This is a genomic window from Brasilonema octagenarum UFV-OR1, assembly GCF_963888615.1.
In the GTDB taxonomy this organism is placed as follows: Bacteria; Cyanobacteriota; Cyanobacteriia; order Cyanobacteriales; family Nostocaceae; genus Brasilonema; species Brasilonema sennae.
The window spans coordinates 1-25,045 of sequence record NZ_CAWPKW010000371.1; the positions used below are offsets into that span (position 1 = coordinate 1).

Below are 25,045 nucleotides of genomic sequence, written 5' to 3' on the forward strand. Positions count from 1 at the left end.
ACAGTGAACAGTGAACAGTGAAAACTGGTAACTGGTAACTGGTAACTGGTAACTGATAACTGATAACTGATAACTGTTTTAACACGAGAGATTAGACGGGTTTCATCTCAGGTTTTATTCGCGGACACAGGGGGAACAATAATTATCTTGCTAGGAGTTAGTAGTCAAGAACGCCATGTCACAAAACGCCAATACCTATCTCATTCTTCCAGAACAATCCGAAGAATTCATCCCTAACGAACCCTGGTCCATAGAAACCTATGCTGATGGCTTGATGGATGAACTCTTCGCTGATCTTAATGTAATTTTGGATCGTTCTGAGCGCTTGCCTTCCCAAACACCATTGCCTCAAAAAGAAATTCCTCAAGTACCAACAGTTACAACGCCGCCAAGTGCAATCCCAGATACACTCATCAGCCTTATACACGAAGGGGCGCAACCTAGAAACAATCCATTGAATCCAGTTGGAGTCGGGACTCCAGGGGTTCCCAAATTAATAAAAAAACGAGTCAAAAAATCAAAACGCAGAAGAGGCATAGCGCTTTTGATGGGAGTCACCGCAGGGTTAGCCGCTGCTAGCATTATTTGGGTAGCAAACTCTGGACTTTTCAATCGTTTCGTTTTAAAATCATTCCACCAAAGTCTACTGCAGCCACACTTAGAGAAGTGCTTACAGTCAGCGGATTGATGCTCTGGTGACTTCTAGTCATCAGTCATTAGTATGGAGTGTTATTCAAATCGTGAAAAATTTACGCTCTGACTCTTGACTAATCGTAGATTTCGTTTACCCCTGAGGGAGATCATGCGATCCCTTGTGCTGTACCTTGATTCGTGAAAAAACAAGATCCCCGACAATTCTTACGAAATCGGGGATTTGAATAATTAAGCAGACTTGACACTATCCTCTAACGGCAAAGTAAACCAGAAAGTCGCCCCTTTTCCCAAATCACTTTTCACACCAATTTCCCCACCGTGTGCGGTAATAATTTGCCGACACAGATACAAACCCAATCCTAAACTTAAAGAATTGCGAACATTATTACCCCGAAAATAAAGATCAAATAGATGCTGACTCTGCTGCTAACTCATACCAACACCATTATCAGCAACAGTGCAACATACCTTATCACCCAGGGCGATCGCATCAAGAGTAATACTTAATCCAGGAGGATTATGTTTAACAGCATTAACAATTAAGTTAGAATACACTCGCCACAGTTGTGTAGAATCGGCATTGACTGAGGGTAAAACATCTGAAACTAAATTTGTTAGGAAAGCTTGATTTTCTTTCAACATTGGCTCTAAATCTGCAATCGCAGCTTCGACCACTGTGTGCAATTGTAGAGTTTGGGGTTGTAAAACAATACCTTGCACTTCGCTAACATGGGCTTCCATCAACGAGTTAATTAAGTTCAATTGGCGATCGCTACTTTGCACCATCCGCTCTAAAATTGAGCGAGGAAGCAATATTTTTTCTTCTGGATGAGAAAGCAAATTTTTCAGCACCATCAAAGTTCCCAATACTGGGTTGCGTAAGTCATGAGAAACTGCATGGAAAAAGACTCGTAATGCTTCCTCAGTCCGTTTGCGTTGGCTGATGTCCAAAATCACTCCCACCAAACCGCCAAGCGTTCCATCTGCCTTGGAAAAAGTTGCTTTATAAAAAATGACATCATGTTTTGTGTTATCCTTATAAATAACAGAGCCTTCAGAAGTTTGAACTCCCCCTTGTTCTAATAGTTCTTTATCAGCTTGATAGTATTTCTGCGCTAACTCTTCTGGTGCAATTTCATACACTGTCTTCCCCAGAATCTTCTTTTGACTCAAACCGAAGTCTTCCTCAAAAGCTTTATTACACCCAACATATAAACCTTGAGCATTCTGATAGAACACAGGGGTAGGAATCGTATTAACTAATACTTGTAAAAAATTTAATTGTTCCTGTAGCGCTTCTTCCACTTGCTTGCGCTTGGTAATATCTGAAATCACTCCTTCGTAGTAAAGAAGTTTTCCGTTTTGATCACGCACGGCGTATGCTTTTTCGGAAATCCAGACAATACTGCCGTCTTTGCGATATATTTGAGATTCAAATTCGGACACGCTGCCATGCTCTTCAATTAAGCGCATGAACTCTGTACGACGATTGGGAGCAACATACAGTTGATTTTCAATGTCAGTCAAGTTTGCTATGACTTCTTCTGGAAAAGAATATCCATAAATACGTGCTAGCGCCGGATTTGCCGTAATGTAACGTCCGTCTGGTGTACTTTGGAAAATCCCTTCGACTGCGTTTTCAAAAATGCTGCGGTATTTTTCTTCTGTCGCTCCTAGTTTCTGATATGCTGTCTCTAGTTCTTTGTGGGCAGAAAATTCAGAACGTTGCAAACGATCATACAGATAAACGCCAAAATTACAGATAAAACAGAACCAAAACAGAGCTAAGCTCATCGTCACACTGTAAATTGGCTTATTACTATCCGGTGGCGGTTGCTTGAGTCCCAGTGCTGTATTCACGCCAAAATAATATATCAGTACACCCAACTGAGAAACAAGATGTAAGGGAAAGCGTACCGGGATGAGGGTGGCTTGGCTAAGGAACATCACGAACCAAGCGAAAATATCTGGTAGAGCGAAATTGTTGAGTGTTGCCCAAATTTGTTCGACAATAGTTATCGACCAGCCTAACCCAAGAAACACAAACCCTGGATAACGACGACCGAATTGAGTTTTATGGATAGCCAAACAGCTTAATAAACTCAGCACCATCGCAGCATACAGGACAAAAAAAAGGCGTTTGGCTTCCTTGGGAATATTTGCCAACTCCTTGAGGTGAAATAAGGCATCGTACACATCTCGGAAGGCAAAAGTCAAGACTAAGACGATCGCAACCCACAACGCCAGATGTAATCTCTGCCATAAAAAGCGATCGCGCCAAGCTTCGTAATCCGATGCGATAGCATAACTCGGTAGAGAACTGGTGAAGACAGAAGCTTTTTTCCAAGACTTTTGTACTGTTTGAAATACAGTTGCCTTTAACCTCTGAGCAAATCTTCCCACAGCAAGGAAGGCTTTTGCCTTCTTCATTTTTGGCATCGCACCCTCTTATTTAACTTGGACTGCGGATGATCTGTATTCATCACCTCTTAAATTCCAAACAACTCAATCAGATACTTATTATCTTAAGACGAGATTGCTAGAGGTAATGTGAAGTAAAAAGTTAAACCGCGTTTCCGGTTGCAACTAACGCCAATTTCACCACCGTGTGCTTTAATAATTTGCCGACAAAGATACATTTTTAAGCCAATTCTTGTGGAACATGGGGCTTGCGGTGCGCGTACATACAAATCGAAGAGGCGATCGCACTCCAATTTACTCATACTCACGCCGTCATCTTGAATCTGTAAGCGAATCCTTCCTGTCTCAACTGTGGCTTTGAGGGTAAACTTGACTCCTGGTGGATTGTGTTGCCAACTATAAGTTAATAAGTTGACAAAAACCTTTTGCAGTTGACCTGGATCGACAATCACTGATGGTAAATCGTCTGCAACCAAATTTTTCACACTTGATTTTTGCTGTGTCAGCATTGGCTGCAAGTCTTTGATCATTTTATCAATCAATGAGTGAAAAGAAACTACCTCACGATGGAGGACAATTCCCTGTGCTTCGCTTGAATGTAGTTCCAGCAGTGATTCTATCATTTCCAGTTGGCGATCGTTTCCTTGAATCATCCGTTCAATAATTGAGCCAGATACTGGGATAGAGAATGCAGTTAGCCCAGAAGGTGGGGATAAGCACAAAGAGTTATTTTTGTCTATAGACATTCCCCTCAACCGAGGGAACTTGAGTACGGAGGCATGGTTTCCAAGTCTTGGGATATTTCCCTCAACCTCTGGGTGTCCTCCCCGGAGTGCCTTGTTTACTCCCCTCAAAATCGTGGACTTGCGCACAGAGGTGTTTTCTTGTTGTCCTCTATTAAGTAAATTATTCAATACCATCAAATTACCCATAACTGAAGTCCGCAGTTCATGGGAAACGGTGTGCAAAACAACATCTTTGACGCTGTTTAATTCTTGGAGTTCCAGCATTTTTTGCTGTAGCTGTGCAGTACGCTCTTCTACTTGACGCTCCAAATTTGTGTTAAATTGCTCTAGTTTTTGATAAAGTTGTGCCTGCTGAATGGCGATCGCCACTTGTTCAGACATCTGCTGCAGCAAGTCAATTTCTATCGCACTCCAATGGCGTGGTTTGCTGCATTGGTTCGCAATCAACGCGCCAAACAATTCCTTACCTTGCATAATCGGTACAGCTAAGTTAGCTCTGATTTGGAATTGTTTGTACAGCCCTTTTAATTTCGCGGATCCTGATATTTTTGTGGTATCCTCTACTATACGCACCCGGTTACTTCTCAAAATTGTTTTGAGTTCTTCTATAAAAGTTTTATCCTCATTTTTCCAATTCAGGACTGATGGATATTTGGGATCTACTGATTCAGCAAAGATTCCTGAGTAAAGATTCGTATCATTCAACGCAATGAAAACTCGATCCGCTTCTAAAAATTGTCGAACTTCGTTAACAGTCGTTTGCAGAATTTGGTCTAGATTCAGCGATTGACGAATTCGCGATAGTGTTTGAGTTAAGAGGCGATCGCGTTTTGAAGACAGCCGCAGTAATTCTTCCGCCTGCTTGCGTTCTGTTATATCATTGGTCACACAAAGCATACAAGGCTCTCCACCCAAAGTAATCACCTCGGCTGAAAACAGCGCCACTCTGAGTTCACCAGACTTTGTGTAAAGTTCTATTTCTAAATTGCGAATAAATCCTTGCTCTTTTAGCGCTTTTATGGTATCACCATGACAACTAACCCACAGATTTAACTCATTGCGGGTACGACCAATGACTTCTTCTCTGGAAAAGCCAGTGATTTGGACAAAAGCATCGTTAACTTCAAGGTAGCGTCCATCTTTAAGAGTCAAGATAGTAATTGGGTTAGGACTAGAACAAAAGGCTTTAGAAAACTTTTCCTCCGACTCGCGTAAGGCAAGTTCTGCTTTTTTGCGTTCGCTGATGTCGTGATTCACTGATAGTAAGCAGGGGATGCCATCTAAATGAATGACTTCGGCTGAAAATAGTCCCGTACGTCTCTCACCAGACTTGCGGCGGAATTCAAATTCCATGTTGCGAACAACCCCATGTTTTTGCAATTCTTGTAACACAGTGGTGCGATCGCTTTGATTCACCCAAATATGTAAATCAAAATCAGTCCGATCAATAACTTCCTCTCGTTCATAGCCCGACTGTTTGACAAAACTATCATTAACTTCTATGTAGCGTCCTTCTGCAAGAGTGCTGATCGAGATCGGATTAGGACTACAATGAAAAACTGTCGCAAACTTTTGAGCCAAATTTCTCAAAGTAACTTCCGTTTGTTTGCGTTCTGTAATATCCCGTACAATTGCCACAACTTCATCTTGTCCGCTGACAACCACTCGCGCCTCATAATCTCTGATTCCCAAAGGCGTTGGCAGTTGATATTCACAGGTTTGTAAAGTTTTTGAATCCAAAGCCTTGGCAATAGCCTCTTGGCTTTTTAAAGCAACATCTGGAGGTAATAATTCCTGTAAAGTCTTCCCAACAATTTCATGTCTGGGAATAGTGACATTTGCTCCCTCACCTTTAAAGTCAAGATACTTGCCATCGCGACTGATGCGAAACATCAAATCAGGGATAGCATTTAAAATCGCCTTATAGCGTGCTTCACTTTCTCGTAATTTTTCCTCCGCCAACTTGCGATCTGTAATATCTATGAGCAAACCATCCCAAATCACATCTCCACATGGTTGTTTTTCATAGCGAGAAGTTCCTTGAATCCACTTGAGTTTACCACTAGGAGTGATGATGCGACCTTCCCAATGCCAAGGTTCTCCTGTAGCACAACAAGCAGCAATAGATTCTTCAAACGCTTTGATATCCTGAGGATGAGTCAGTTTGTTGAGTACTTGAAAGTCCGCCTGTAGCATTTCTGGTTCCAATTCAAACAGTTCTTTACACCCAGAACTGGCATATATCACAAACTGAGATCCATCCTGCCGCTTCAGGAATTGAAAAATCATCCCTGGCAAATTGGCAGCAATTTTTTCCAGCAGGGGTAAAGTTCCTTGTTGGGAATTTGGTGTATGCAGCGCTTTCACGGTTTCATTCACACTCTGACCTTTTTATCATCAAGTAATAAATGTATCACGCAAGTCCATTATCGGCTCTTTGGCGGTTTTTCCTGTATTTGGATACCAGCCAAACAAAATTTTCCGAACTTGTTCTTCTTTCAGGTTATATTTTTCAGTTTAATTTCGCATTCACCCAATTGGATGAACCACTCGCACAAGAGCAATTTGGGTAACAACAAATAAACTGAGTTTTGAGAATCGTTAACGTAATTTGAATGTTATGTCAAGCCAACAAATCAAATCTGCTATAGGAATCTGGTTTGGTTTATGAAGTTACTAGTCTCGCTAGGGAAGAGGGAAGAGGGAACACTTCGACAAGCTCAGTGCATCGCAGGCAACACCCGAACGCTTAACATAAACTGTACGGAGTTCTGTAGAAAAAATAATTATGCAAACACTCTCTATCGACAACAACGAGCGGTTACAACTTTCACCCCTGACGATACCATCCCGCCTACTGTTGGGACCAGGACCCTCAAATGCCCATCCCACAGTTCTCCAAGCAATGAATACTCCCCCAGTTGGGCATCTTGATCCAGCTTTTCTGGCACTGATGGATGAAATTCAGTCTTTGCTGCGCTACGTGTGGCAAACCAAAAATCAGTGGACGATCGCAATCAGCGGCACAGGATCAGCAGCAATGGAAGCGGCGATCGCCAATACAATAGAACCAACAGATGTAGTTTTGATTGGTGTTGCTGGGTATTTTGGTAATCGCTTAGTTGAGATGGCTTCTCGATATGATGCCGATGTCCGAACCATCACAAAACCTTGGGGACAAGTCTTCTCGCTGGATGAGTTGCGAACTGCCCTACAAACTCATCGTCCAGCTATTTTAGCTCTTGTCCATGCAGAAACCTCCACAGGAGCACGTCAACCCTTGGAAGGAGTTGGTGAGTTGTGTCGTGAATTCGGCTGTTTGCTGTTGATAGATACAGTCACGAGTTTAGGTGGAGTTCCTTTGTTTTTGGATGAGTGGGGAGTGGATGTAGCTTATAGCTGTAGCCAGAAAGGGTTGGGTTGTCCTCCTGGTGCTTCGCCATTGACGTTAGGTCCTCGTGCGATCGAGAAATTGCATCGGCGTCAAACCAAGGTAGCGAACTGGTATTTGGATATGACGTTGTTGAGCAAGTATTGGGGCGAAGAACGCACCTATCATCATACAGCGCCCATTAACTTATACTACGCTCTGCGAGAAGCACTGCGCTTGATTGCCGAAGAGGGAATAGAAAATTCTTGGCAACGCCATCAAAAGAACGTAGAGTATCTTTGGGAGAGGTTAGAGAACTTTGGACTGAGTTTGCACGTTGACAAACAGTTCCGATTACCCACTCTCACCACCGTCCGGATTCCACAAGGAGTAGATGGTAAAGCAGTTGCACGGCAGTTGCTCAATGAACATAATATCGAAGTTGGGGGTGGTCTTGGCGAACTCGCAGGTCAAGTTTGGCGCGTTGGACTCATGGGCTTCAACAGTCGTAAGGAAAGTGTTGATCGACTTTTAGAAGCACTGCAACAGGTTTTGCATGAGCAGCGGTAGTTCATAATTGCCCAGCATCTGCAGACAACGATGCTTTTTCAACAACTGCGATCGCTTAATTTATAAAGTAAAGTATGAGGGCACAGCATTGCTGTGCCCCTACAATAGGAACATAGAAACAAACTGGGAAGAGGTTAAGCAAAGACTCGGTTTTTCTAAATCGATGGAGATTGGATGATTCTATGACAATTACCCTTGAATTAGCTCCAGAAATTGAAGATCGTTTGATAGCTCAAGCCGCAGCACAGGGCATGACACCTGAAGCGTTTTTGAAAGCCGCGATTGAAAATTTACTGAATGCTGAACCCCAGGTATACCGGGTTGGAACTGCCTTAGTCGTTCAATCCACCCCAATTGGCAATCTGGAAACCTCTGTTAATCAAATGCGAGAAGAACGACTCAGTGGCTTAATCGCAGATTATGAAAGCCCTGTTTGACACATCTGTATTAGTAGCAGCGTTTGAAGTAAGCCATCCTCGACATGGTGTTTGTCTACCGTGGTTGCAAGGGGTACAAGAAAAGGAAATTGATGGCTACCTCTCAACCCATACCCTTGCTGAACTCTATTCCGTTCTGACTCGCTTACCTGTAAAACCGCCAATTTCTCCCGTGATCGCCCAACGGTTGATCAATGAGAACCTCCATTTGTTTGAAGCAATTCCGCTCACTGCTGATGATTACCAACAAGCGATTGCCTGTATGGTTAGGCTAAATCTTCCGGGTGGCGGAATTTTTGATGCGCTAATTGCTCAAGCTGCTCTCAAAGCTGAGGTTGATATACTACTCACGCTGAATCCAAGCCACTTCACTCGGCTTGGACAAGATTTAGCTCAACGAGTGCAAGTGCCGTCTTGAGCGTCTGTTTGTAGCGAAGCAAATTGTTTGCGTTTTTCGATTTCGGCGATTGGTAATAGTAAAGTATCCTGTATTTCCTGCTTGACTTCCTGGCTAACATTGCAACCACTATTCAAACAATCAAGTATGATCCAGTTGAGTGTATGGTAACGTTTGAAAACTTCCGTTTGTTTTTCTGTAGCAAGTTAAGCTCAAGAAAATAGGAGTAACCGCTAAGTCTGCTGTTTGCTTATTTTCAGGTAATCTCAACTTTGTAACTTTTCCGTCAATTCTATTCCTTGTTGTTGTGTTTCAGCCAATGCAAAAAACCAGTTTTGGACAAAATATTCGACTTGCCGTGGGTTAAAATCTGCTACTTCGACGTACTCAAATCCCGGTAATATATACTCGCTTGTCTGCGTTCTACAAGTAATAACAAAACGGTTTTTATAATAATATCTAGAAAATGAAATAATTTGGTCTTGTATTTTTCGTCGAAGCTGGGTGGATATTTCATCCAATCTATCCAAGAAAATCAAAACCTTGCCTTGCTGCAAAATTTCTTCCGTTTGCCTTTTATCTGCTAGTCCAAATTCTTGATGAATGTAGTTTGGCAAGTGAAACTCGCTGACATTTGCAATAAATCTTAGTTCAATAAAAACTGGGATATAATTCTCTAAAAACTCCCTTTTGCAATTAGCTACTGCTAAATGTCGTAAGAAAGTGCTTTTACCTGAACCCGGTTTCCCTAACACCATCAACCTGGAGTATTGTGTAGCTGCATCTAAACCAGGCGATCGCTTTCCTCTTTTGCTTAGCCCCAATCGGTCAAAGTCATCCCGTAAGTTTAAACTTTCGATTAAACTAGGGATAGTTGCATATGATTCGCTGGTTAACTTTTCTAGCACGTAGACATCGACGTAAAGTATATCTACATCGATTTGCTGGCGATTCAACAATTGAATTTTACTGTACAGATTTTGAAGTTTCTCACAACAGCGCGATCGCACTTGTTGCACCAACTCATCAACTGGATTTGCTGCCTTGAATTTAGACTTTTTTTTATATTTTTGAATACTGGGGTATGTTCTTCTGGGATTCCTTAATCCACACTTCATTATTCTATACGGCAAAATGCCGTATGCTTGTTATTGTCTATTTTTATAACGGGATTATAGCGAAGTCTTTTGCGGCAAAATGTTCTTGCAGTAGTCTGTGGATGAAGCGATCGCTTACAGACGTGAAAATCCGTTTTACTATAGCAATCTTATTTGATTTGTGAAAAAGGCTTTGATTGAATTAACCGCAGAGACGCAGAGGACGCAGAGGAGAATAAAAGAGAGTTTCACGAATCATTTAGGACTGCTATATCGTCAAAATCCACTTACATAAATGAGTAGTGTCCTAAACAGCATTGGCTTGGGATTCGTACTCAAGCAGCAGATCCTCGAAATATTGTACGTGTCGATCAATCCCACGTTCGACGGCTTTGATTACGCTACTCAGTTTGACTGAGTTTCCCTCATAACGAGTCAGCACCGGACGAATAGAATCTTGGAAATGATTCACCTCTAATTCCGCGTGTAAGCTCAACCAAGTCGGGTGTTTCATGCCACGAGCATCAAAGTAAGATTGAAGAAGTCTGGCATTTCGGATTGACACGCATAGTTCCCTAGCACTCAGCGCTGCTAGGGCTTCGTAAAAGTTGTCGGTTCCGTAGCCGAATTCATCGAAAAATGAACGTTCATACGATGTAGTTGCAGCACTTCGCCTAGCTGCCACAATTTCAGTATCACTCAATCCAAGCTCGTGAAGAAATTCCACATACATCTCACTATGATCGTCTTGCAAGTCGGTGAAGGTGTGATCCGCTAGAGACATAATGGCAGATTTGTGATCTGGATCAGTGCAACTACCAGCTTTAACGATGCACAAGCCAAACCACTGATGCAGCTGATCGCGCCAAAAATAATACTGGAGAAAGGCATATTGCATCATTGCTGGAGTAATGGCGTAATCTTTGAGCAGGCAAAAAAAACGGCTGCGATTAAGGACTTCGTCACAATAAGCGACTGTTTGAGAACTGATTGACGCTTCTTGGGCTTTCACCGCAGGCGGTAGTTCGATGTCTCGATTTAAGCGGCTAGAAGTCAGAGTGATCGCTGGCTCTTTCATAAAACTTTCTCCTAGTTGCAAGTAATGGTTTCATGAAAGCAAGCTTAAAAGATTATTACTATGATAGTAAGAGGATTTTGATTATCTTAGTATGACATTTTAATCATACTATTTATGTGCAATGTCCCTTCGATCTTGGAATCAGCTTGAAATGCGACAGCTACATTATTTTATGGAGCTTGTTGCCGAAACGGGCGAGAAAAAGAGCTTTAGCAAAGCGGCTGAACGCCTGAATGTGGAACAGTCTTACCTCAGCAAGACGATCGCAGCATTGGAAGCAGCGTTGAGCGTAGAACTGTTTGATCGCACTCGTCGCCCTCCAGTGTTGACGACGGCGGGAAAAGTGTTTCTCGCCGAACTAACAATTGCCACTACTGCGCTCGAACAGGCGGTGACACGCGCACAGGAAGCGAGTCGTGGCGAAATTGGCAAGCTGGTAGTGGTGGTGAACACTGCGATCGCAAATAGTTTACTTCCCGACATTCTCAAAACCTTTCGCGATCGTTATCCGAATGTGGAATTGGAACTGCGAACGATGACGATTGAGGAAATGATGCAAGGACTACGGGATGGCTCGATCGACGTTGGATTTGAACATCTGCCCAATCCTTACTCAGATGATTCAACTGTGAACTTTCTCCCGATTGTGCAAGAGTCCTTTGTGGTTGCATTACCAGAACATCATCCGCTTGCTGCGCTTGAGTACATTCCACTTGAAGCACTCAAGCACGAACCGCTCATTTTGCCACCACTTGATGCAGTGCCCTCCTACGAAGTCGTCTTATCGCAATTTGAGCTTCGGGGATTCAAGCCAATATTGCTGGAAACCGTCAAAGCCACTTGGATGGTGATCAACCTTAGCTTAGTAGCGGCAGGTGTAGGCGTCTCGATTCTACCGGACAACGTGCAAACGCTTCAACGTCAAGGAGTGGTGTACCGAGAACTTCAAGACACCCCGTTTGCAAGGGCAATTGCGGTGGTGTGGCGACGGGCAGATCTCAAGGCATTGTTACAGCCAGCACCGACCGATTCGATCTTGCTGCGCCAATTCCTCACGGTAGTTCAAGAGATAGCAAAACCATACTTTTGATATCAAACAAAAGAAATCCCCACTCTCCTTACCTACAAAGCTGTGGATGGGAAAGATGGGGGTAAATTTGGATTCTGTTTTTGAGTACTTTCAAATTTCCTGATTACACTCAAACTTAGAGTTCCTTGTTTATGATCACGAAATTTGAAAACTTACTTTTCAAGTAGTTTCGATGTGGGGTAACGATTTCCTTGTTTGTTGTCGTAAGCTTCCAGTTACAATAGTTCAGGCTCTTTCACTCGTTAAATGCTTCAAGTTTGCTTAAATCGATAGATCTGATTTGTTCTTTGTTGGAGTGTTCAATTTCTCTGACAACAAAACTCCTGTCTGTTTGCACTAAATCTGGCTTTTCACTCTCGACTTGCGCTGAAGTTTTCGCTTGTGTGTAATCAATTCCTTCAAAATCTTTTTTCATAAAGCTTTCCTCTATTTGGAGTGTCTTGCAATTAGAATTCCCATTAACGCAACAAGGAAAGTGTAGAACTCATTCCGCCGCAAAAAATCCCAAATGGTTAGCAACAGGACGCTGACGCATTGGTATTCTGGTATGTATTGGAGCGTTTAACACCTTTGAACCATTATTGGTTCCCATCACGAGTGTTGTTGATCCACCCCCATCTAAATTTAGTGCTGTATGAACCCCCAAACTGGCGACAATTTTTCTTAATTCAGCCATTGTAATTCCTTCACTGTAAAGTGGTTGTTTCCCGTCTACTGCAATCAGCCAAAGTTTTGTCCCTTCTCGATTGACAGCAGCCGCAACACGTGGATACGGCTTATCTTTTTCTGAACTCTCATTAATTGGCTTACCGTCATAAACCAAAAGCTGGTTCCCTGCAACACCTTGAACTGTTCGTTCAGGACACTTATTACTTTTCAAGATTTGAACACGATTTTGGACAGAAAAGCACAACACAGGAAAATTTGCTTCGGGTGACGAATAACGATATCCATTGGAGATAGCCTCGCCCAGTGGATGGGAAGGATCACCACTGTGAGGATAGTAATCCCAAGGGGACTTTTCGTAGAAATGATGGAAATAGCTGGTATTGATTGCTAATTGCAGTTTGAATTTTTTCAGAAAATCAGACGTTTTCTGTGCGCTTGTTTCTCTATCGCTTGGTTTTGGTTCTCCTGGAGTCACAAACGGTTTAACTCCTGGTGTTTTTAAGTCAATGGTGACTATGTGGATCATTGCTGGACGTGGTGTCGAAAGAGCATTACGTTTGTAAACAATTCCACGAAACAAGACTTGCTCCATATCCGTGCGGTGAGGACGCAGAAAACACCGCCAGCTGTAGAATATGAGTGGTGACAATAGTAGACCTAGTAAACCTATCCCGGTAGCTAGTAACAATCGCCGTGTGTAAACTTTGTATCGATAATGCATTGTTTGATGGAAGTAAAGCTATTCTTGGGCGATAGAGCACCTGTAATGCCAACTTCTTCTCGATGACAAGCTGATACAAAATGATGAAGAGTTGTCTACCTAGTCTACTTCGTCGATATTCAGATTGACTTTGTTGCGATATCAGGATTTTTTAAAGGTGATACTCTAAGAAGTTTCTTTGCGTAGTAAAGCCCAGCTCCAAGAAAGCAACTGAGCTTTCTTATCTACGCAGAACTCCTGTTAGGCGTTATTTAGGTAAAACATCAGATGGAGCGTGAGTTTCACGCCAAATTCCACCCCAAATCATTGAGCCACCAGTCTTTTCGCTATTTGCAATTGCTGGACGAACAGTGTCATATACGTCAGGATACTTCGCTTGTAGTTGAGCTTCGTTCAGTTGAGCATCCAATACAGCACCATCTTGAGTCCTGACTGTGTACGATAATCCGTTTGAACCATTGTGAATGGTAATCACCCGATCGCGCATCACCAAGCTAGTCAAGGGTTGATGCTCCTCAGCACGTGTTGCAGTAGTAAAAAACACGCTCAGCACTAGGATGAAAAAAGTAGCTACTGACATTCGACGCATAACTAAATCCTCAAAATAGTCTCAAACACCCAGCACTAATTTAGCGTCAATTCCTAGAACCTGTACCAGACGCGCCTATAACCTACTGCAAAAAAAATATTGTGATTTTCCGGAAAAGATAAACCTCTGATTGTAGATATTGTTAGTTGACTCCTTTATAACTAAACATCTATATGAGCCGCAGGGGATATAACCCCAATCTCTATTGAAAACCCGGTTACAACAACCGGGTTTTTGGCATTATGTGCAGTTTTAAGAATTGTTAAGTTGCATTACAATATCCTTGAATGACGCAAGACTAGCACAAGGTACGCTCAGTGGTACAGCAAACTTCTTCTAACACAGCATCTATCTTAGGTCACAAAGAGATAGATTTTATCATCATTGGTAGTGGTATTGGCGGTTTAAGCTGTGCAGCTCTTCTGGCACGGTATGGCTTTGATGTCACAGTTTGCGAAAGTCACTCAATTCCAGGTGGTGCAGCGCATGCTTTTGAGCGTGATGGATTCAAATTTGACTCAGGTCCATCACTCTATTCTGGCTTATCCTACAGTCCCTCTACTAATCCTCTCAAACAAGTACTAGATGCAATTGGTGAGGAGTTACCTTGCGTCACCTACGATACATGGGGTTGCTGTTTACCAGAAGGAGATTTTGACACCTCAGTTGGCACTGACCAGTTTTGTGAGGTGCTACAACGGTTTAGTGGTGCTGAGGCTGTAGTTGAATGGCGTGAACTACAGCGTGTCATGGAACCATTGGCGCGTGCTGCAACTGCACTACCGCCAGCAGCCTTGCGGTTTGATGTCGGCGCGATTATGACTGTGAGTAGATTTGCCCCGTCTTTATTTCAACATATTGCAGACATAGGCAAGCTCACGGGACCGTTTAGCCGAATTATGGACGGTGTCGTGAAAGACTCTTTCATACGCAACTGGCTGGACTTGCTGTGTTTTCTTCTTTCTGGACTACCAGCAGATGGAACAAGTACCGCAGAGATGGCATTTATGTTTGCAGATTGGTATCGACCGGGCGTTAAGCTTGACTATCCTGTCGGTGGGAGTGGTGCTTTAGTGAACGCCTTGGTACGGGGACTGGAACGACATGGGGGTCAGTTGATGTTGAACGCTCATGTTGAGGAAATTCTTGTAGAAAGCAAGCGTACTGTGGGTGTGCGTTTGCGTGGTGGTAAACAAATAAAAGCGCGTCGGGCAGTCATTTCTAATGCTTCGGTATGGGATACACTGAAGTTAATTCCACAAGAAGCATTACCAAAAAAGTTTCAGGAACGACAAGCAACACCAGAGTGCGATAGTTTTATGCATCTCCATTTAGGTATTGATGCACAAGGATTACGGTCTGACCTTGCGTGTCATTATATAGTTGTTAATAATTGGGAAAATGGTGTAACTGCTCCTCAGAATGTCGTCTTGGTGTCTATTCCCTCCGTTTTAGACCCTTCATTAGCACCATCGGGAAAGCACGTTATTCACGTTTACACTCCTGGTAGTGAACCTTATGAAGTATGGCAAGGGATGAATCGAAAAAGTGAGGAGTATGCGCAACAAAAGCAGTTGCGTGCAGAAGTTATGTGGCAAGCCTTAGAACGAATTATTCCAGATATTCGATCGCGTTGCGATGTCACACTAGTTGGTACACCACTGACACACGAGCGCTATTTGCGACGCCATAGAGGTTCATACGGTCCGGCTATTCAGGCTGGAATTGGTTTCTTCCCTGGTTCTGGTACACCTATTCCAGGGCTGCTGTGTTGTGGAGACTCGACTTTTCCTGGTATTGGTTTACCTGCAGTCGCCGCCAGTGGGATGACGACTGCAAATACACTCGCACCTTTACACAAGCATGTCCAAATGCTTCAGGACATTGGTTACCTTGGTTAGTTCATAATTAATTTAGGTGTTATCTTTACAAAAGTTTATGTATTTAACTTGGTTAGACAGCAATTCTTGGCTGATTGAAATCGGAGGACAAAGGATACTTCTTGATCCTTGGCTAGTTGATTCGTTAACTTTTAGCGGTCAGAATTGGTTCTTTAAAGGCTCGCGATCGCAACAACGCCCAATACCAGAGAACATAGATCTAATTCTGCTATCTCAAGGTTTGGAAGACCATGCTCATCCACCAACGCTCAAGCAACTTGACCACAATATTCCAGTCGTAGCTTCTCCCAATGCTACTAAAGTTGTACAGCAGTTAAATTACACTCAAGTTACAACACTTGCTCACGGGCAAAGCTTCACCCTGAATCAAAGTGTTGAAATTAAAGCAACTCCTGGCTCACTGGTTGGTCTAAATTTGGTGGAAAATGGTTATCTTCTCAAAGAATTGGAAAGCGGTTTGACACTTTATTACGAGCCTCATGGAAATCATTCCTCCACACTCAAGGAAATTCCTCCAGTGGATGTCGTTATTACTCCTTTGATTGAGTTGGGTTTACCTTTAGTTGGCGCATTTATCAAGGGGAATAAATACGCCTTAGAAGTTGCTCAGTGGTTGCAACCTCAAGTTATGATATCTACCGCTGCTGGAGGAGATGTGATTTTTGAGGGATTACTTAACTCTTTTCTTCAGACGAAAGGAAGCATTGAGGAATTTCGTTCGTTACTAGAAAAGAACAATTTATCGACACGGGTGATAGATCCTAAACCAGGCGATCGCTTTGAGGTGAAGTTAGAAAAGCGAGTGTTGAATGTTTAATTTATCCCTCGTTACCTGGCTGAGCCAGGTAATGCCAACTCAGAGGCTCCGCCTCTCGTCCCCTTAAACGCGAGGCGGAGCCTTGATAACTGTATTCCCAGTCTGAGACTGGGAACAAGTCTGTGGGGCTTTTTCACCGTCTTCTGTAAAAGAAAACATCACAATTTGTCGTCAAAACTCCTGCTCTTCCTCAAAAAACCAAATTTCTGCTATGAGGGTTATACCAATCAGCCAAAGAAAGCAAAAACCTGCAAACCAAAGCATTCCTGTCATTGTGCTCACCTCCAACCTAGATTTTTAGTTATTGCAAAAAAATAAGTTTAAATGCAAGAGAAACCAGAGCAAAGTTCATTATATTTTCGCTTTGCTATCTCCACTTTTTTGATTTCAATAAAGCGCTCTCTTTAAGATATCGAAATTTTTATGCAATGATTCCTAGGTTGAAACAAAGTTTAAAAAAGACTTATGCAACCCTCGAAGTTTTCAGTTTTACGAATTCTGTTATAACAGAGAAGTTTTAGTTCGTGAGGAGAAAACCAATGCGATTACTACTAAGTGGAGTCATTCTGAGCTTTGGATTGTCTTCACTCGTTTTGCCAGAATCTTCTTTAGCTCAAGCACAGTCGTCAGCGTCCCAAAACCAAATAAACGCGATGGTAGAAGCACTGCGGCAAGCAGCACCGCCGAAAAGTGGTAGTAAAGATGATGGATATTACAGTGAATGGCGAGTCAAACCAGATACCCTTAAAGGCTGGTCAAAAAATTGTCTCAAGAAGGAAGTTACACCAGCGCAGTTTGACAGTGATGCTGGGTTAGCACGTGAAGTAGTCTCATGTATCACACGCCGGGAGTTAAGTAAGCAGTTGGCTGCTAGTGGTAACAATGAAACGGCTGCTGTGCGTGGTGTTGCTTGTTGGTGGATGACTGGTAACTACACAGGCTGCAACAGCGGCTTCACTGCTGACTATGTAAAAAAAGTTGTAGGCTATTACCAGAAACCGGGTTCAAAACCAGCATCTGGTACTGCTAAACCCGTAACCAGTCCATCTCCAAAATCTTGATTCGAGTTTGGTGCGGGTGGTTGATTTGAGTGAAGTTGCTCACGCGTTAATCTTAGCGTTAGCTCCGGCTCCTCTTAGGGGCTAGCGGTTCCCTTTAGGAACTTCGTTGACAAAATGCTCAACTTGAATACTCGTTTTTGATACAGAGTGTCATGTTTTGTTGAGCCTGAATGCCAAGGGAAAGCAGATAGAACCTCTCTGGAATGAAAAAGGTTGACCAACGCGTGAGCAGGTATTATCCAAGGCACAGCATACTGTGCCCCTACCTTGGTGGGGTGCAACAACAGAACCACTGTATTATTAAAAATATGTATTAAATAGAACTTCCAACGATAGAAGATTCTGATTTTGATTTGACTCGCTTTTGTCGCTTGCTAATGAGTGGTCTTTTTTTCTGCTTTTCCATTACTTTACTCAAACCAACGGCTACAATGTATGTCATTTCTGCCGCTGCTTGATATGCTAGTTTCATATCTGCTTGTTGTTGATTACTCATAGTTAAGTTTGTTTATTGCTACTGTTTATTACTCGTTGATACAAAGAATACAATGTTTGTTATTAACTAGACTTCATCCATTTGGGTCACCCAATCGGGTGATATCGAGGATGACTAGGTAAACTGCTAGTCATGATGAGATAATAAAAATTTGAAAAAATTAAAAAAAAATGAAGGGTAAATTAATTGTATTTGAAGGAGTGGAAGGTTGCGGTAAAACTAGTCAAATACAGCTCACGCAGGAGTGGTTACAAAGTTTTCAGACTTCGGTAGTTGTGACTCGTCAGCCAGGAGGAACAGAGTTAGGGTTGTATCTGCGAAAACTTTTGTTAGAAGCAGGCTCTCACTCTATTATAGATAAAACTGAATTACTTTTGTATGCTGCCGATCGCTCGCAACACGTAGAACAAGTTATCAAGCCAGCTCTCCAAGATGGGGCGATTGTTTTGTGCGATCGCTACACTCACTCTACCATTGCCTACCAAGGCTGGGGACGTGGTTTAGATATCAATTTAATTGATCAGCTAAACACCATTGCGACATCCGGGTTAGAAAGTGACCTAACTTTGTGGTTTGATGTTGATGTTGAGGTGGGACTTGCTCGAAAACGAGGAGGTGGCGATATACTTGACCGCATTGAAAAAGAAACAATAGCCTTTCATCGTCGCGTCCAGCAAGGATATGCACACTTAGCCGACTCTCACCCAGAGCAAATTGTTCGTGTCGATGGTAGCTTGAGTCAAGAAGCTGTACAACAAAAAATTCAGGCAATTTTAACCGCTAGGCTAGAAGCTTGGATTGACGAGAAAAAGGATAATTTAGATCTTGCACCATAATTTTCGTCCGCCAATAAATAAATTTCTTGGCTTAAAGCCCAAGTCCGTTAAAACTGACTGGGTAAGTCTTTTAGGAGGCACTGCGTTGGGGAGCCAGTACTGCAGAGAGAAGTGCCTTGCGGGGGTTCCCCCCGTTGTGGCAACTAGCCCCGAAGGGGGCGCTACGCAAACGGAGAGGGTCTCCCTCCGTAGGTATCTGGCGTCCGGGTTTCCCGACTTGTAAGCGCAAAGCGCACGCCGGAGGCGAACGCGCAGCGTCTCCGCAGGAGTTAGCATGTCCCGTTCCGTTTTAACGGACTTAAGCTATTAGCCAGGAACTTCAGTTCCTGGCGTACTCCGGTTAGGTGCAAGATGTAAGTAGGTAACAGATTAAGTAACAGATATCTATGCAGTACAACTTTAAAGAGCTTGCTGAATTTTACAAACACGCGCTCCTCAATGACGTACTCCCGTTTTGGGAAAAACACTCGATTGACTGGGAGCAAGGCGGCTATTTCACCTGTCTTGATCGTCAGGGGAAAGTTTATGACACAGATAAGTTTATCTGGCTGCAAAACCGCCAGGTGTGGACTTTCTCCATGCTTTACAACCAACTAGAAAAGCGCGAAAATTGGCTGAAAATTGCCAGCAATGGTGCGAATTTTCTTGCACAACATGGTCGAGATGCTGACGGGAATTGGTACTTTGCCCTAACCCGTGAAGGGAAGCCACTGGTTCAGCCTTACAATATGTTTTCTGATTGCTTTGCAGCAATGGCTTTCAGCCAATACGCCCTCGCCTCCGGCGAAGAATGGGCAAAAGATGTAGCTATGCAAGCTTACAACAATGTTTTGCGCCGCCAAGATAACCCCAAAGGCAAGTATACCAAAACCTATCCTGGTACGCGTCCGATGAAATCTCTGGCAGTACCGATGATTTTAGCCAATCTGACTCTAGAAATGGAATGGCTACTACCAACCGAAACCCTTGAGAACGTCTTGACTGCAACCGTTCAAGAAGTGATGAGCGATTTTCTTGACAAAGAACGCGGATTGATGTTTGAAAATGTTGCTCCGGATGGTTCGCACATTGATTGTTTTGAGGGACGTCTGATAAATCCCGGTCATGGTATTGAAGCGATGTGGTTTATCATGGAAATTGCTCGTCGTCGCAACGATACTCAAACGATTAACCAAGCCGTTGATGTGGTGCTAAATATCCTGAATTTTGCTTGGGATAGTGAGTACGGCGGATTGTATTATTTTATGGATGCAGATGGTCATCCGCCACAGCAACTGGAATGGGATCAGAAATTGTGGTGGGTTCATTTAGAGTCTTTGGTTGCATTGGCGATGGGCGTTAAGCATAGCTCTGCCGTAGGCAATCGCCTAACAGAACGTGAAGCATGTCGGGAATGGTATCACAAGATCCATGATTACGCTTGGTCGCACTTTGCTGATCCAGAATGCGGTGAGTGGTTTGGATACCTCAATCGCCGTGGAGAAGTGTTGTTAAATCTTAAAGGTGGCAAATGGAAGGGTTGCTTTCACGTCCCGCGTGCATTGTATCTGTGTTGGCAGCAGTTTGAGGCGTTGAGTGGAAATTAAATTTATTAAATTAAAAGTGGAAGCCGCTACATCTAATAAATGCCATGACTGTTGTTAAACCAAAACGATTCACAATCGACGAATATCATCGACTGATTTCACTCGGATTTTTGACGGAGGGAGATAGGATTGAATTGATTCGAGGAGAATTGATCCAAAAGACTGCAAAGGGAACACCTCATACATTTTGTACAACTCGACTTTGCCGTCAATTTGATCGATTGCTAGGCGATAGAGCTGTCGTGCGTTGTCAAGAACCTATCATTCTCCCATCAGATAGTGAGCCTGAACCAGATGCAGTGATTGCACGAGGAGATGAAGCTGACTATCTTGCTCACCATCCCTATCCCGAAGATATTTTGCTTGTTGTTGAAATTTCTGATTCCACATTGACTTATGATCAAACAACGAAGCTAAGGCTGTACGCAGAAGCCGGAATTTATGATTATTGGATCGTCAATTTGCACGCTCGTCAATTAGAACGTTACAGTCAACCTTATCAAAATATTCAAGGTGAGTTTAACTATCTGAGTAAACAGATTTCTTTGGCGAATCACTCAGTGCTAATTCCTGGGTTTGAAGATGCTTTCTTGGACTTGATTCGGATTTTTCCAGAGGGTGCAATTGCCAACCTAAGCCAATAAGTGAGCGCGTTATATTAAGACAATGAAGCTTTGGTTTCCTGAATTTAACCTTGGATTTATCCTTTAGTTGAAGGATTAAATATCTCTAAATATCACTTATACTGTGTTGTACCCTGTAGATTGCATAGTATGAGATTTATTTCAAAACTGGAATGGGAAGGACTTCAGGAAAAATATGAAGTAAAAGTGTTAAATTCATTAGACCTATTACCGCCTGGAGCAGAGAGAATAGAGATATATAGAGATGATTCATATAGAATAAATGCAAAACTAACTGGAAAGCTTTTTCATATAAATGAACTAGAGATATGGATAGATAAATGGATGAAAGTAGATACAGAAGGCTACTTCTTACCTGTAGACTTAGAAGTTGATGACCAAGTATGGTTTTATAAATTCAACCGATGCTTCTTTGACTCTGGTAGCCAATTCCCTATCAGCAGTAATCGTAATAATCTTAATCAATCTCTTCTAGACTTTGAAGTTAATTTTTATATATCTAATGTTGTTAAAAAATACAAAACATCTTATTCTTCTCAAGAAATAGCGTGGTTAACGGAATGGTACCTTAATGGACCAAAAGAAGACTTCTACACTCGTATGACAAGTAGGGAGTTAGCAGTAGAATATACAAGAAATAGACTATCTTTTGAAGAGACTAACTTTAAGTTTCCTGATAATCAAACCACCAAGCTTGACTATGTAGTCATTCAATTAGATAACTTAAAGTTTGTTATTCATGATGTACCTAAGTATCTTGCTCCTAATTGGTCAAATTGTTTAGGTATTGAGTATAGAGAAGAGTGGGGTGGAATACCTGAATCAGGAGAAAGAGAATCTATAGCGGAAATTGTTGGTTTCATTGCTGGTCGTCAGCTTTTTAATATTGGTTTAACTGAGTTTGACAAGTCTGGATATGCAATTCAAGAAATAGCTAAAAATCCCCCTTACTCACTAGGTCATAATTTAATAACGACTTGTCAATCGCCTGACTTTCCACCTGTCAGGCTTCAAGAAGATTTTAATATAAAAACAGAAGAAGTTTTACAACAGTTAATTCCCAATTACTTGTCTTTAAGAGAACCATTACATCTTAAAAGTGCTTTACATCGTTACTGGTTATCGAAAGAATTACCCATTGGTGATAATTTACCTACTTTAGCAGCAGGAATCGAAACTTTATCAGCAAAATATTGTAAATATCGATCAATTGAATTAATAGGTAATTATATCCCAAAAGGGGAATTTAAGGAAATTTTAAAAGAGGAATTAACATCAATAGAAAATAAGTTGAAGATTAAACCGAACGGTGAGAAAGTTCTAAACAAAATTCTAGGAGCATATTCGTACCAACTAGGAGTAAATGGAACCCTGAGAAATTTTTTTGCGGATATTCAATTAATTTTAGGTGAAATAGAAGAAAAAGCGATGAAAGCTAGAAATAAGATGGTACATTCGCAAATAGATGCTTCTGATGAAGCAGAGCGTCGTGAAATGAGTAAACTTACAAGTGCGTATCAGACGCTGTTCCATAGAATTATGCTAAGGATTTTAGGTTTTGAAGGCAAGTATATAGACTATTACTCATTAGACAATTTACAGAGAGCTATCGAACAGCCAATCGGAGGCTCCTCACATAAAAGTCAGTAAGTAGTTTAATCGCTGGCTTGATTTGGAGATATTTATTGCGGTACAACAATATCAGGTGCTGCTAATTGTGTATGACCCAGCAAATGAGGTGATTGTGCGGTGGATAAGGTAGCAAAATATCGAGAATATATTAAAACACTGCTGACTCGTTATGCCAGTGAAGATATCTCAGATAACGACGTAGAAGTCCAACTCATGTTAGATACCGAACGAGATCATTACCAGTGGATGAATGTAGGTTGGCAACAGTTTAATCGTGTTTATCGATGCGTGATGCATTTCGACATTAAAGATGGAAAAATTTGGCTTCAGCAGAATTTAACGGATCAGAATCCAGCAGAGGAATTAGTCGAAATGGGAGTACCACCAGAGGATATTGTGCTGGGGTTGCAACCTCCCTACAAGCGCCAGTACACAGATTATGGTGTTGCTTGAGCAAGAACTAATCTTCGGTTTTCTGCTTTGGTGGGCATTACCACGAATATCTCAAATGTCCATCACATAGCTTTTATGGACAATGCCCACCCTACGATTTGTGGTCTTATTATAAGAATAAGCGCTGTAAAACAACGGATAATGCACCTTTAAGCATGGAATTTGAGTGGAATCCTGATAAAGCAGACACAAATCTTAAAAAGCACAGCGTTTCATTCCAGGAAGCCGCTACTGTATTTGGCGATCGCCTATCGATAACGTTTCCAGATCCTGACCACTCGATAGGAGAGAGCCGATACGTTACTATCGGATTATCCAGGTATGATCGCTTGCTGCTGGTTTCTCATACCGATCAAGATGAGCGTATCCGGATTATCAGTGCAAGAGAAGCAACACGGCGAGAGCGGAGATTCTATGAGGAAGGAGACTGAAAACGAGTTTGAGGATGAGCTACGTCCTGAATACGACTTTTCCAAAATGACAGGTGGTGTTCGGGGGAAGTATGCAGAACGCTATAAAGCTGGAAATAATCTCGTATTACTTGATCCTGACGTAGCACAAGCATTTCCAACTGATGAGTCTGTCAACGAAGCATTACGGTTATTAATGCAAATTGCTCAACGCCAACGCACTCAACACCAATAAAGGTTAAAACCTTGTGCGATGACTGGCACTAAGCTACGTTACTTTTACGCCCATCTCTGTGAATGAGTAATAACTATTCAAGATTTGTTTACCCCTACGACACACTATAGCCCGTATACTCTCTTACGTACACAGGTTGTAAACCCAACACAATATCATTCTTTAACACACCCATTGCTACCAATTCATCAGCAATCAATTTATCAGTCTGGTTGCGTTGAATCCAGATTTTACGGTCTTTAATATCTAAATGCATAACGCAGTAGTAGATGCGGCGATGTTTATCCCATCCCAAATCAACAATTTGATAATGATCTTGTTGTGTATCAAAAATTGTTTGCACCTCAATTTCGTCATTACTCAGTGTACTTTTGCTGTATTCTTTCAAGAGTTCTTGGATACACTGACGATAAAATTCTAATTTTTCCATTTGACTATTACCTCATCCACTGGATCGTATACAATCAGTTTGACTTGATATTTGCTCACTGACGCCTTGGGTAAATCATGTTGAAAAAATGACTCATAAGCAGCAATAGGAACACCTAAATATAAGGTGTATTCTGTCTTATTTAATTCTAAAATTAAACGGTAATTTAAATATTGACCCAGAGCAATATGGAAATCAAAAAATGCTGAGTCACTCAAAAAACTTTTGACTTGTACTGCAATCTTTTCTCCGAATTTCTCAGCTACTAACAGCCGTTCTGAAAGCAAGTCAACTCTAATTTCATCTTCCTCAGTAAACAAAATCCTCAAAGGGTCATGTGTGATCACCCACTGTTCTTTCTCAAGACCTTTTTTGAGTGCTTTGTAGAATCGGTCTTTGGCTAACATTATCCCTCGCACACCTGTTAATCTGATTTTATATCAGTAAGGTATCCCAAAAAATCCTTGACTAAACTTCTTTAATCATTAGTTATTGGTCATGAGTATTGACTTTTTACCACTCATGAGTTCTAATGCGAAACCTCATTTCTTTTAACAGTTATTTGCTATCAGTTATTAGGTTATCGGCACATCTGGCTCCAGAGGGGCGCTACGATGGGGAGGGAGTCATTTAACACTGAGATGAGTTAACTCATATCTTGCACCAGCTTTTGGATCCGCCAAGAAATAAATTTCTTGGCTTAAA

The 25,045-nt window shown here is 42.1% G+C and carries 24 protein-coding genes and 2 pseudogenes; 15 read left to right on the top strand and 11 right to left on the bottom strand.

Features of this window, described 5'->3' with window-relative positions; translation table 11 throughout:
• Positions 1–175: 175 nt before the first annotated feature.
• Complete coding sequence (locus AC5590_RS33025; RefSeq protein ID WP_169267451.1) at positions 176–688, top strand: hypothetical protein; 513 nt, start codon at positions 176–178, stop codon at positions 686–688.
• Positions 689–882: 194 nt separating this feature from the next.
• On the opposite strand, the pseudogene AC5590_RS33030 reads toward AC5590_RS33025, so the two are convergent.
• Both AC5590_RS33030 and AC5590_RS33035 read right to left on the bottom strand, forming a co-directional pair.
• Positions 883–3,084: pseudogene (locus tag AC5590_RS33030) on the bottom strand (PAS domain S-box protein).
• 95 nt (positions 3,085–3,179) lie between these two features.
• Positions 3,180–6,200 (bottom strand): PAS domain S-box protein, encoded by a 3,021-nt coding sequence (locus tag AC5590_RS33035; RefSeq protein WP_169267452.1) that lies wholly within the window; start codon positions 6,198–6,200, stop codon positions 3,180–3,182.
• A 406-nt stretch (positions 6,201–6,606) separates the two neighbouring features.
• On the opposite strand from AC5590_RS33035, the gene AC5590_RS33040 reads away from it, so the two are divergent.
• The 3 genes from AC5590_RS33040 to AC5590_RS33050 all read left to right on the top strand — a co-directional run bounded on the left by AC5590_RS33040 (position 6,607) and on the right by AC5590_RS33050 (position 8,616).
• Positions 6,607–7,761 (top strand): aminotransferase class V-fold PLP-dependent enzyme, encoded by a 1,155-nt coding sequence (locus AC5590_RS33040; RefSeq protein WP_169267473.1) that lies wholly within the window; start codon positions 6,607–6,609, stop codon positions 7,759–7,761.
• Positions 7,762–7,943: 182 nt separating this feature from the next.
• The gene (locus AC5590_RS33045) at positions 7,944–8,198 is read left to right on the top strand and encodes a CopG family transcriptional regulator (RefSeq protein WP_169267453.1); all 255 of its coding nucleotides are present in this window, start codon (positions 7,944–7,946) and stop codon (positions 8,196–8,198) included.
• A complete protein-coding gene (locus AC5590_RS33050) occupies positions 8,182–8,616 on the top strand; it encodes a type II toxin-antitoxin system VapC family toxin (protein WP_169267454.1) in 435 nt (144 codons plus the stop codon). Before AC5590_RS33045 ends, AC5590_RS33050 begins: the two co-directional genes overlap by 17 nt.
• Here AC5590_RS33050 and AC5590_RS33055 read toward each other — a convergent pair.
• The 3 genes and pseudogenes from AC5590_RS33055 to AC5590_RS33065 form a co-directional block, all read right to left on the bottom strand.
• Positions 8,592–8,783 (bottom strand): annotated as a pseudogene (locus AC5590_RS33055) (NACHT C-terminal helical domain 2-containing protein); the annotation flags it as partial. The gene AC5590_RS33050 and the pseudogene AC5590_RS33055 sit on opposite strands and share 25 nt — an antisense overlap.
• A gap of 78 nt (positions 8,784–8,861) precedes the next feature.
• Positions 8,862–9,713 (bottom strand): NACHT domain-containing protein, encoded by an 852-nt coding sequence (locus AC5590_RS33060; RefSeq protein ID WP_169267455.1) that lies wholly within the window; start codon positions 9,711–9,713, stop codon positions 8,862–8,864.
• Between the two features lie 286 nt (positions 9,714–9,999).
• On the bottom strand, positions 10,000–10,770 hold the full coding sequence (locus tag AC5590_RS33065; protein ID WP_169267456.1) for an iron-containing redox enzyme family protein: 771 nt from the start codon (positions 10,768–10,770) through the stop codon (positions 10,000–10,002).
• A gap of 121 nt (positions 10,771–10,891) precedes the next feature.
• Here AC5590_RS33065 and AC5590_RS33070 point away from each other — a divergent pair, with 121 nt between their 5' ends.
• Positions 10,892–11,860, top strand: a complete 969-nt coding sequence (locus AC5590_RS33070; RefSeq protein ID WP_169267457.1) for a LysR family transcriptional regulator — start codon at positions 10,892–10,894, stop codon at positions 11,858–11,860.
• Between the two features lie 235 nt (positions 11,861–12,095).
• Here AC5590_RS33070 and AC5590_RS33075 read toward each other — a convergent pair whose 3' ends face one another.
• The 3 genes from AC5590_RS33075 to AC5590_RS33085 form a co-directional block, all read right to left on the bottom strand.
• Positions 12,096–12,275 carry a hypothetical protein gene (locus AC5590_RS33075; protein WP_169267458.1) on the bottom strand — a complete coding sequence of 60 codons (180 nt, stop codon included), beginning with the start codon at positions 12,273–12,275 and terminating at the stop codon, positions 12,096–12,098.
• Positions 12,276–12,344: 69 nt separating this feature from the next.
• Positions 12,345–13,250 carry a phosphodiester glycosidase family protein gene (locus AC5590_RS33080; protein ID WP_169267459.1) on the bottom strand — a complete coding sequence of 302 codons (906 nt, stop codon included), beginning with the start codon at positions 13,248–13,250 and terminating at the stop codon, positions 12,345–12,347.
• Positions 13,251–13,497: 247 nt separating this feature from the next.
• Positions 13,498–13,839, bottom strand: coding sequence for a hypothetical protein (locus AC5590_RS33085; protein ID WP_169267460.1), 342 nt, complete (start codon positions 13,837–13,839; stop codon positions 13,498–13,500).
• Between the two features lie 317 nt (positions 13,840–14,156).
• On the opposite strand from AC5590_RS33085, the gene AC5590_RS33090 reads away from it, so the two are divergent.
• The 3 genes from AC5590_RS33090 to AC5590_RS33100 all read left to right on the top strand — a co-directional run bounded on the left by AC5590_RS33090 (position 14,157) and on the right by AC5590_RS33100 (position 17,618).
• Complete coding sequence (locus AC5590_RS33090; protein WP_348982741.1) at positions 14,157–15,740, top strand: phytoene desaturase family protein; 1,584 nt, start codon at positions 14,157–14,159, stop codon at positions 15,738–15,740.
• A 37-nt stretch (positions 15,741–15,777) separates the two neighbouring features.
• The gene (locus AC5590_RS33095) at positions 15,778–16,557 is read left to right on the top strand and encodes an MBL fold metallo-hydrolase (RefSeq protein ID WP_169267461.1); all 780 of its coding nucleotides are present in this window, start codon (positions 15,778–15,780) and stop codon (positions 16,555–16,557) included.
• 539 nt (positions 16,558–17,096) lie between these two features.
• Positions 17,097–17,618, top strand: a complete 522-nt coding sequence (locus AC5590_RS33100; protein WP_169267462.1) for a hypothetical protein — start codon at positions 17,097–17,099, stop codon at positions 17,616–17,618.
• Positions 17,619–17,931: 313 nt separating this feature from the next.
• On the opposite strand, the gene AC5590_RS33105 is transcribed toward AC5590_RS33100, so the two are convergent.
• On the bottom strand, positions 17,932–18,114 hold the full coding sequence (locus tag AC5590_RS33105; protein WP_169267463.1) for a hypothetical protein: 183 nt from the start codon (positions 18,112–18,114) through the stop codon (positions 17,932–17,934).
• 170 nt (positions 18,115–18,284) lie between these two features.
• On the opposite strand from AC5590_RS33105, the gene tmk reads away from it, so the two are divergent.
• The 7 genes from tmk (at position 18,285) to AC5590_RS33140 (ending at position 23,910) form a co-directional block, all read left to right on the top strand.
• On the top strand, positions 18,285–18,950 hold the full coding sequence (tmk, locus tag AC5590_RS33110) for a dTMP kinase (RefSeq protein WP_169267464.1): 666 nt from the start codon (positions 18,285–18,287) through the stop codon (positions 18,948–18,950).
• Positions 18,951–19,336: 386 nt separating this feature from the next.
• The gene (locus tag AC5590_RS33115; RefSeq protein WP_169267465.1) at positions 19,337–20,536 is read left to right on the top strand and encodes a n-acyl-d-glucosamine 2-epimerase; all 1,200 of its coding nucleotides are present in this window, start codon (positions 19,337–19,339) and stop codon (positions 20,534–20,536) included.
• Between the two features lie 44 nt (positions 20,537–20,580).
• On the top strand, positions 20,581–21,180 hold the full coding sequence (locus tag AC5590_RS33120; RefSeq protein ID WP_169267466.1) for a Uma2 family endonuclease: 600 nt from the start codon (positions 20,581–20,583) through the stop codon (positions 21,178–21,180).
• A 129-nt stretch (positions 21,181–21,309) separates the two neighbouring features.
• Positions 21,310–22,830 (top strand): hypothetical protein, encoded by a 1,521-nt coding sequence (locus AC5590_RS33125; RefSeq protein ID WP_169267467.1) that lies wholly within the window; start codon positions 21,310–21,312, stop codon positions 22,828–22,830.
• Positions 22,831–22,929: 99 nt separating this feature from the next.
• Entirely contained in the window at positions 22,930–23,265 is a 336-nt protein-coding gene (locus AC5590_RS33130; RefSeq protein ID WP_169267468.1) for a XisI protein, read from the top strand.
• Positions 23,266–23,420: 155 nt separating this feature from the next.
• On the top strand, positions 23,421–23,696 hold the full coding sequence (locus AC5590_RS33135) for a BrnT family toxin (RefSeq protein ID WP_169267469.1): 276 nt from the start codon (positions 23,421–23,423) through the stop codon (positions 23,694–23,696).
• Positions 23,680–23,910 (top strand): hypothetical protein, encoded by a 231-nt coding sequence (locus AC5590_RS33140; RefSeq protein ID WP_169267470.1) that lies wholly within the window; start codon positions 23,680–23,682, stop codon positions 23,908–23,910. The genes AC5590_RS33135 and AC5590_RS33140 overlap by 17 nt, the downstream gene beginning before the upstream one ends.
• Positions 23,911–24,004: 94 nt before the next feature.
• Here the strand turns inward: AC5590_RS33140 and AC5590_RS33145 are convergent, their stop codons facing one another.
• Both AC5590_RS33145 and AC5590_RS33150 read right to left on the bottom strand, forming a co-directional pair.
• Positions 24,005–24,340 carry a XisI protein gene (locus AC5590_RS33145; RefSeq protein WP_169267471.1) on the bottom strand — a complete coding sequence of 112 codons (336 nt, stop codon included), beginning with the start codon at positions 24,338–24,340 and terminating at the stop codon, positions 24,005–24,007.
• Positions 24,328–24,747 carry an element excision factor XisH family protein gene (locus AC5590_RS33150; RefSeq protein WP_169267472.1) on the bottom strand — a complete coding sequence of 140 codons (420 nt, stop codon included), beginning with the start codon at positions 24,745–24,747 and terminating at the stop codon, positions 24,328–24,330. The genes AC5590_RS33145 and AC5590_RS33150 overlap by 13 nt, the downstream gene beginning before the upstream one ends.
• Positions 24,748–25,045: the final 298 nt, after the last annotated feature.

Coding starts and splice junctions, on each gene's coding strand:
- AC5590_RS33025 (WP_169267451.1), top strand. CDS start 176: ATGTCACAAAACGCCAATACCTATCTCATTCTTCCAGAACAATCCGAA.
- AC5590_RS33045 (WP_169267453.1), top strand. CDS start 7,944: ATGACAATTACCCTTGAATTAGCTCCAGAAATTGAAGATCGTTTGATA.
- AC5590_RS33050 (WP_169267454.1), top strand. CDS start 8,182: ATGAAAGCCCTGTTTGACACATCTGTATTAGTAGCAGCGTTTGAAGTA.
- AC5590_RS33060 (WP_169267455.1), bottom strand. CDS start 9,713: ATGAAGTGTGGATTAAGGAATCCCAGAAGAACATACCCCAGTATTCAA.
- AC5590_RS33065 (WP_169267456.1), bottom strand. CDS start 10,770: ATGAAAGAGCCAGCGATCACTCTGACTTCTAGCCGCTTAAATCGAGAC.
- AC5590_RS33070 (WP_169267457.1), top strand. CDS start 10,892: ATGTCCCTTCGATCTTGGAATCAGCTTGAAATGCGACAGCTACATTAT.
- AC5590_RS33075 (WP_169267458.1), bottom strand. CDS start 12,275: ATGAAAAAAGATTTTGAAGGAATTGATTACACACAAGCGAAAACTTCA.
- AC5590_RS33080 (WP_169267459.1), bottom strand. CDS start 13,250: ATGCATTATCGATACAAAGTTTACACACGGCGATTGTTACTAGCTACC.
- AC5590_RS33085 (WP_169267460.1), bottom strand. CDS start 13,839: ATGCGTCGAATGTCAGTAGCTACTTTTTTCATCCTAGTGCTGAGCGTG.
- AC5590_RS33095 (WP_169267461.1), top strand. CDS start 15,778: ATGTATTTAACTTGGTTAGACAGCAATTCTTGGCTGATTGAAATCGGA.
- AC5590_RS33100 (WP_169267462.1), top strand. CDS start 17,097: ATGCGATTACTACTAAGTGGAGTCATTCTGAGCTTTGGATTGTCTTCA.
- AC5590_RS33105 (WP_169267463.1), bottom strand. CDS start 18,114: ATGAGTAATCAACAACAAGCAGATATGAAACTAGCATATCAAGCAGCG.
- tmk (WP_169267464.1), top strand. CDS start 18,285: ATGAAGGGTAAATTAATTGTATTTGAAGGAGTGGAAGGTTGCGGTAAA.
- AC5590_RS33115 (WP_169267465.1), top strand. CDS start 19,337: ATGCAGTACAACTTTAAAGAGCTTGCTGAATTTTACAAACACGCGCTC.
- AC5590_RS33120 (WP_169267466.1), top strand. CDS start 20,581: ATGACTGTTGTTAAACCAAAACGATTCACAATCGACGAATATCATCGA.
- AC5590_RS33125 (WP_169267467.1), top strand. CDS start 21,310: ATGAGATTTATTTCAAAACTGGAATGGGAAGGACTTCAGGAAAAATAT.
- AC5590_RS33135 (WP_169267469.1), top strand. CDS start 23,421: ATGGAATTTGAGTGGAATCCTGATAAAGCAGACACAAATCTTAAAAAG.
- AC5590_RS33140 (WP_169267470.1), top strand. CDS start 23,680: ATGAGGAAGGAGACTGAAAACGAGTTTGAGGATGAGCTACGTCCTGAA.
- AC5590_RS33145 (WP_169267471.1), bottom strand. CDS start 24,340: ATGGAAAAATTAGAATTTTATCGTCAGTGTATCCAAGAACTCTTGAAA.
- AC5590_RS33150 (WP_169267472.1), bottom strand. CDS start 24,747: ATGTTAGCCAAAGACCGATTCTACAAAGCACTCAAAAAAGGTCTTGAG.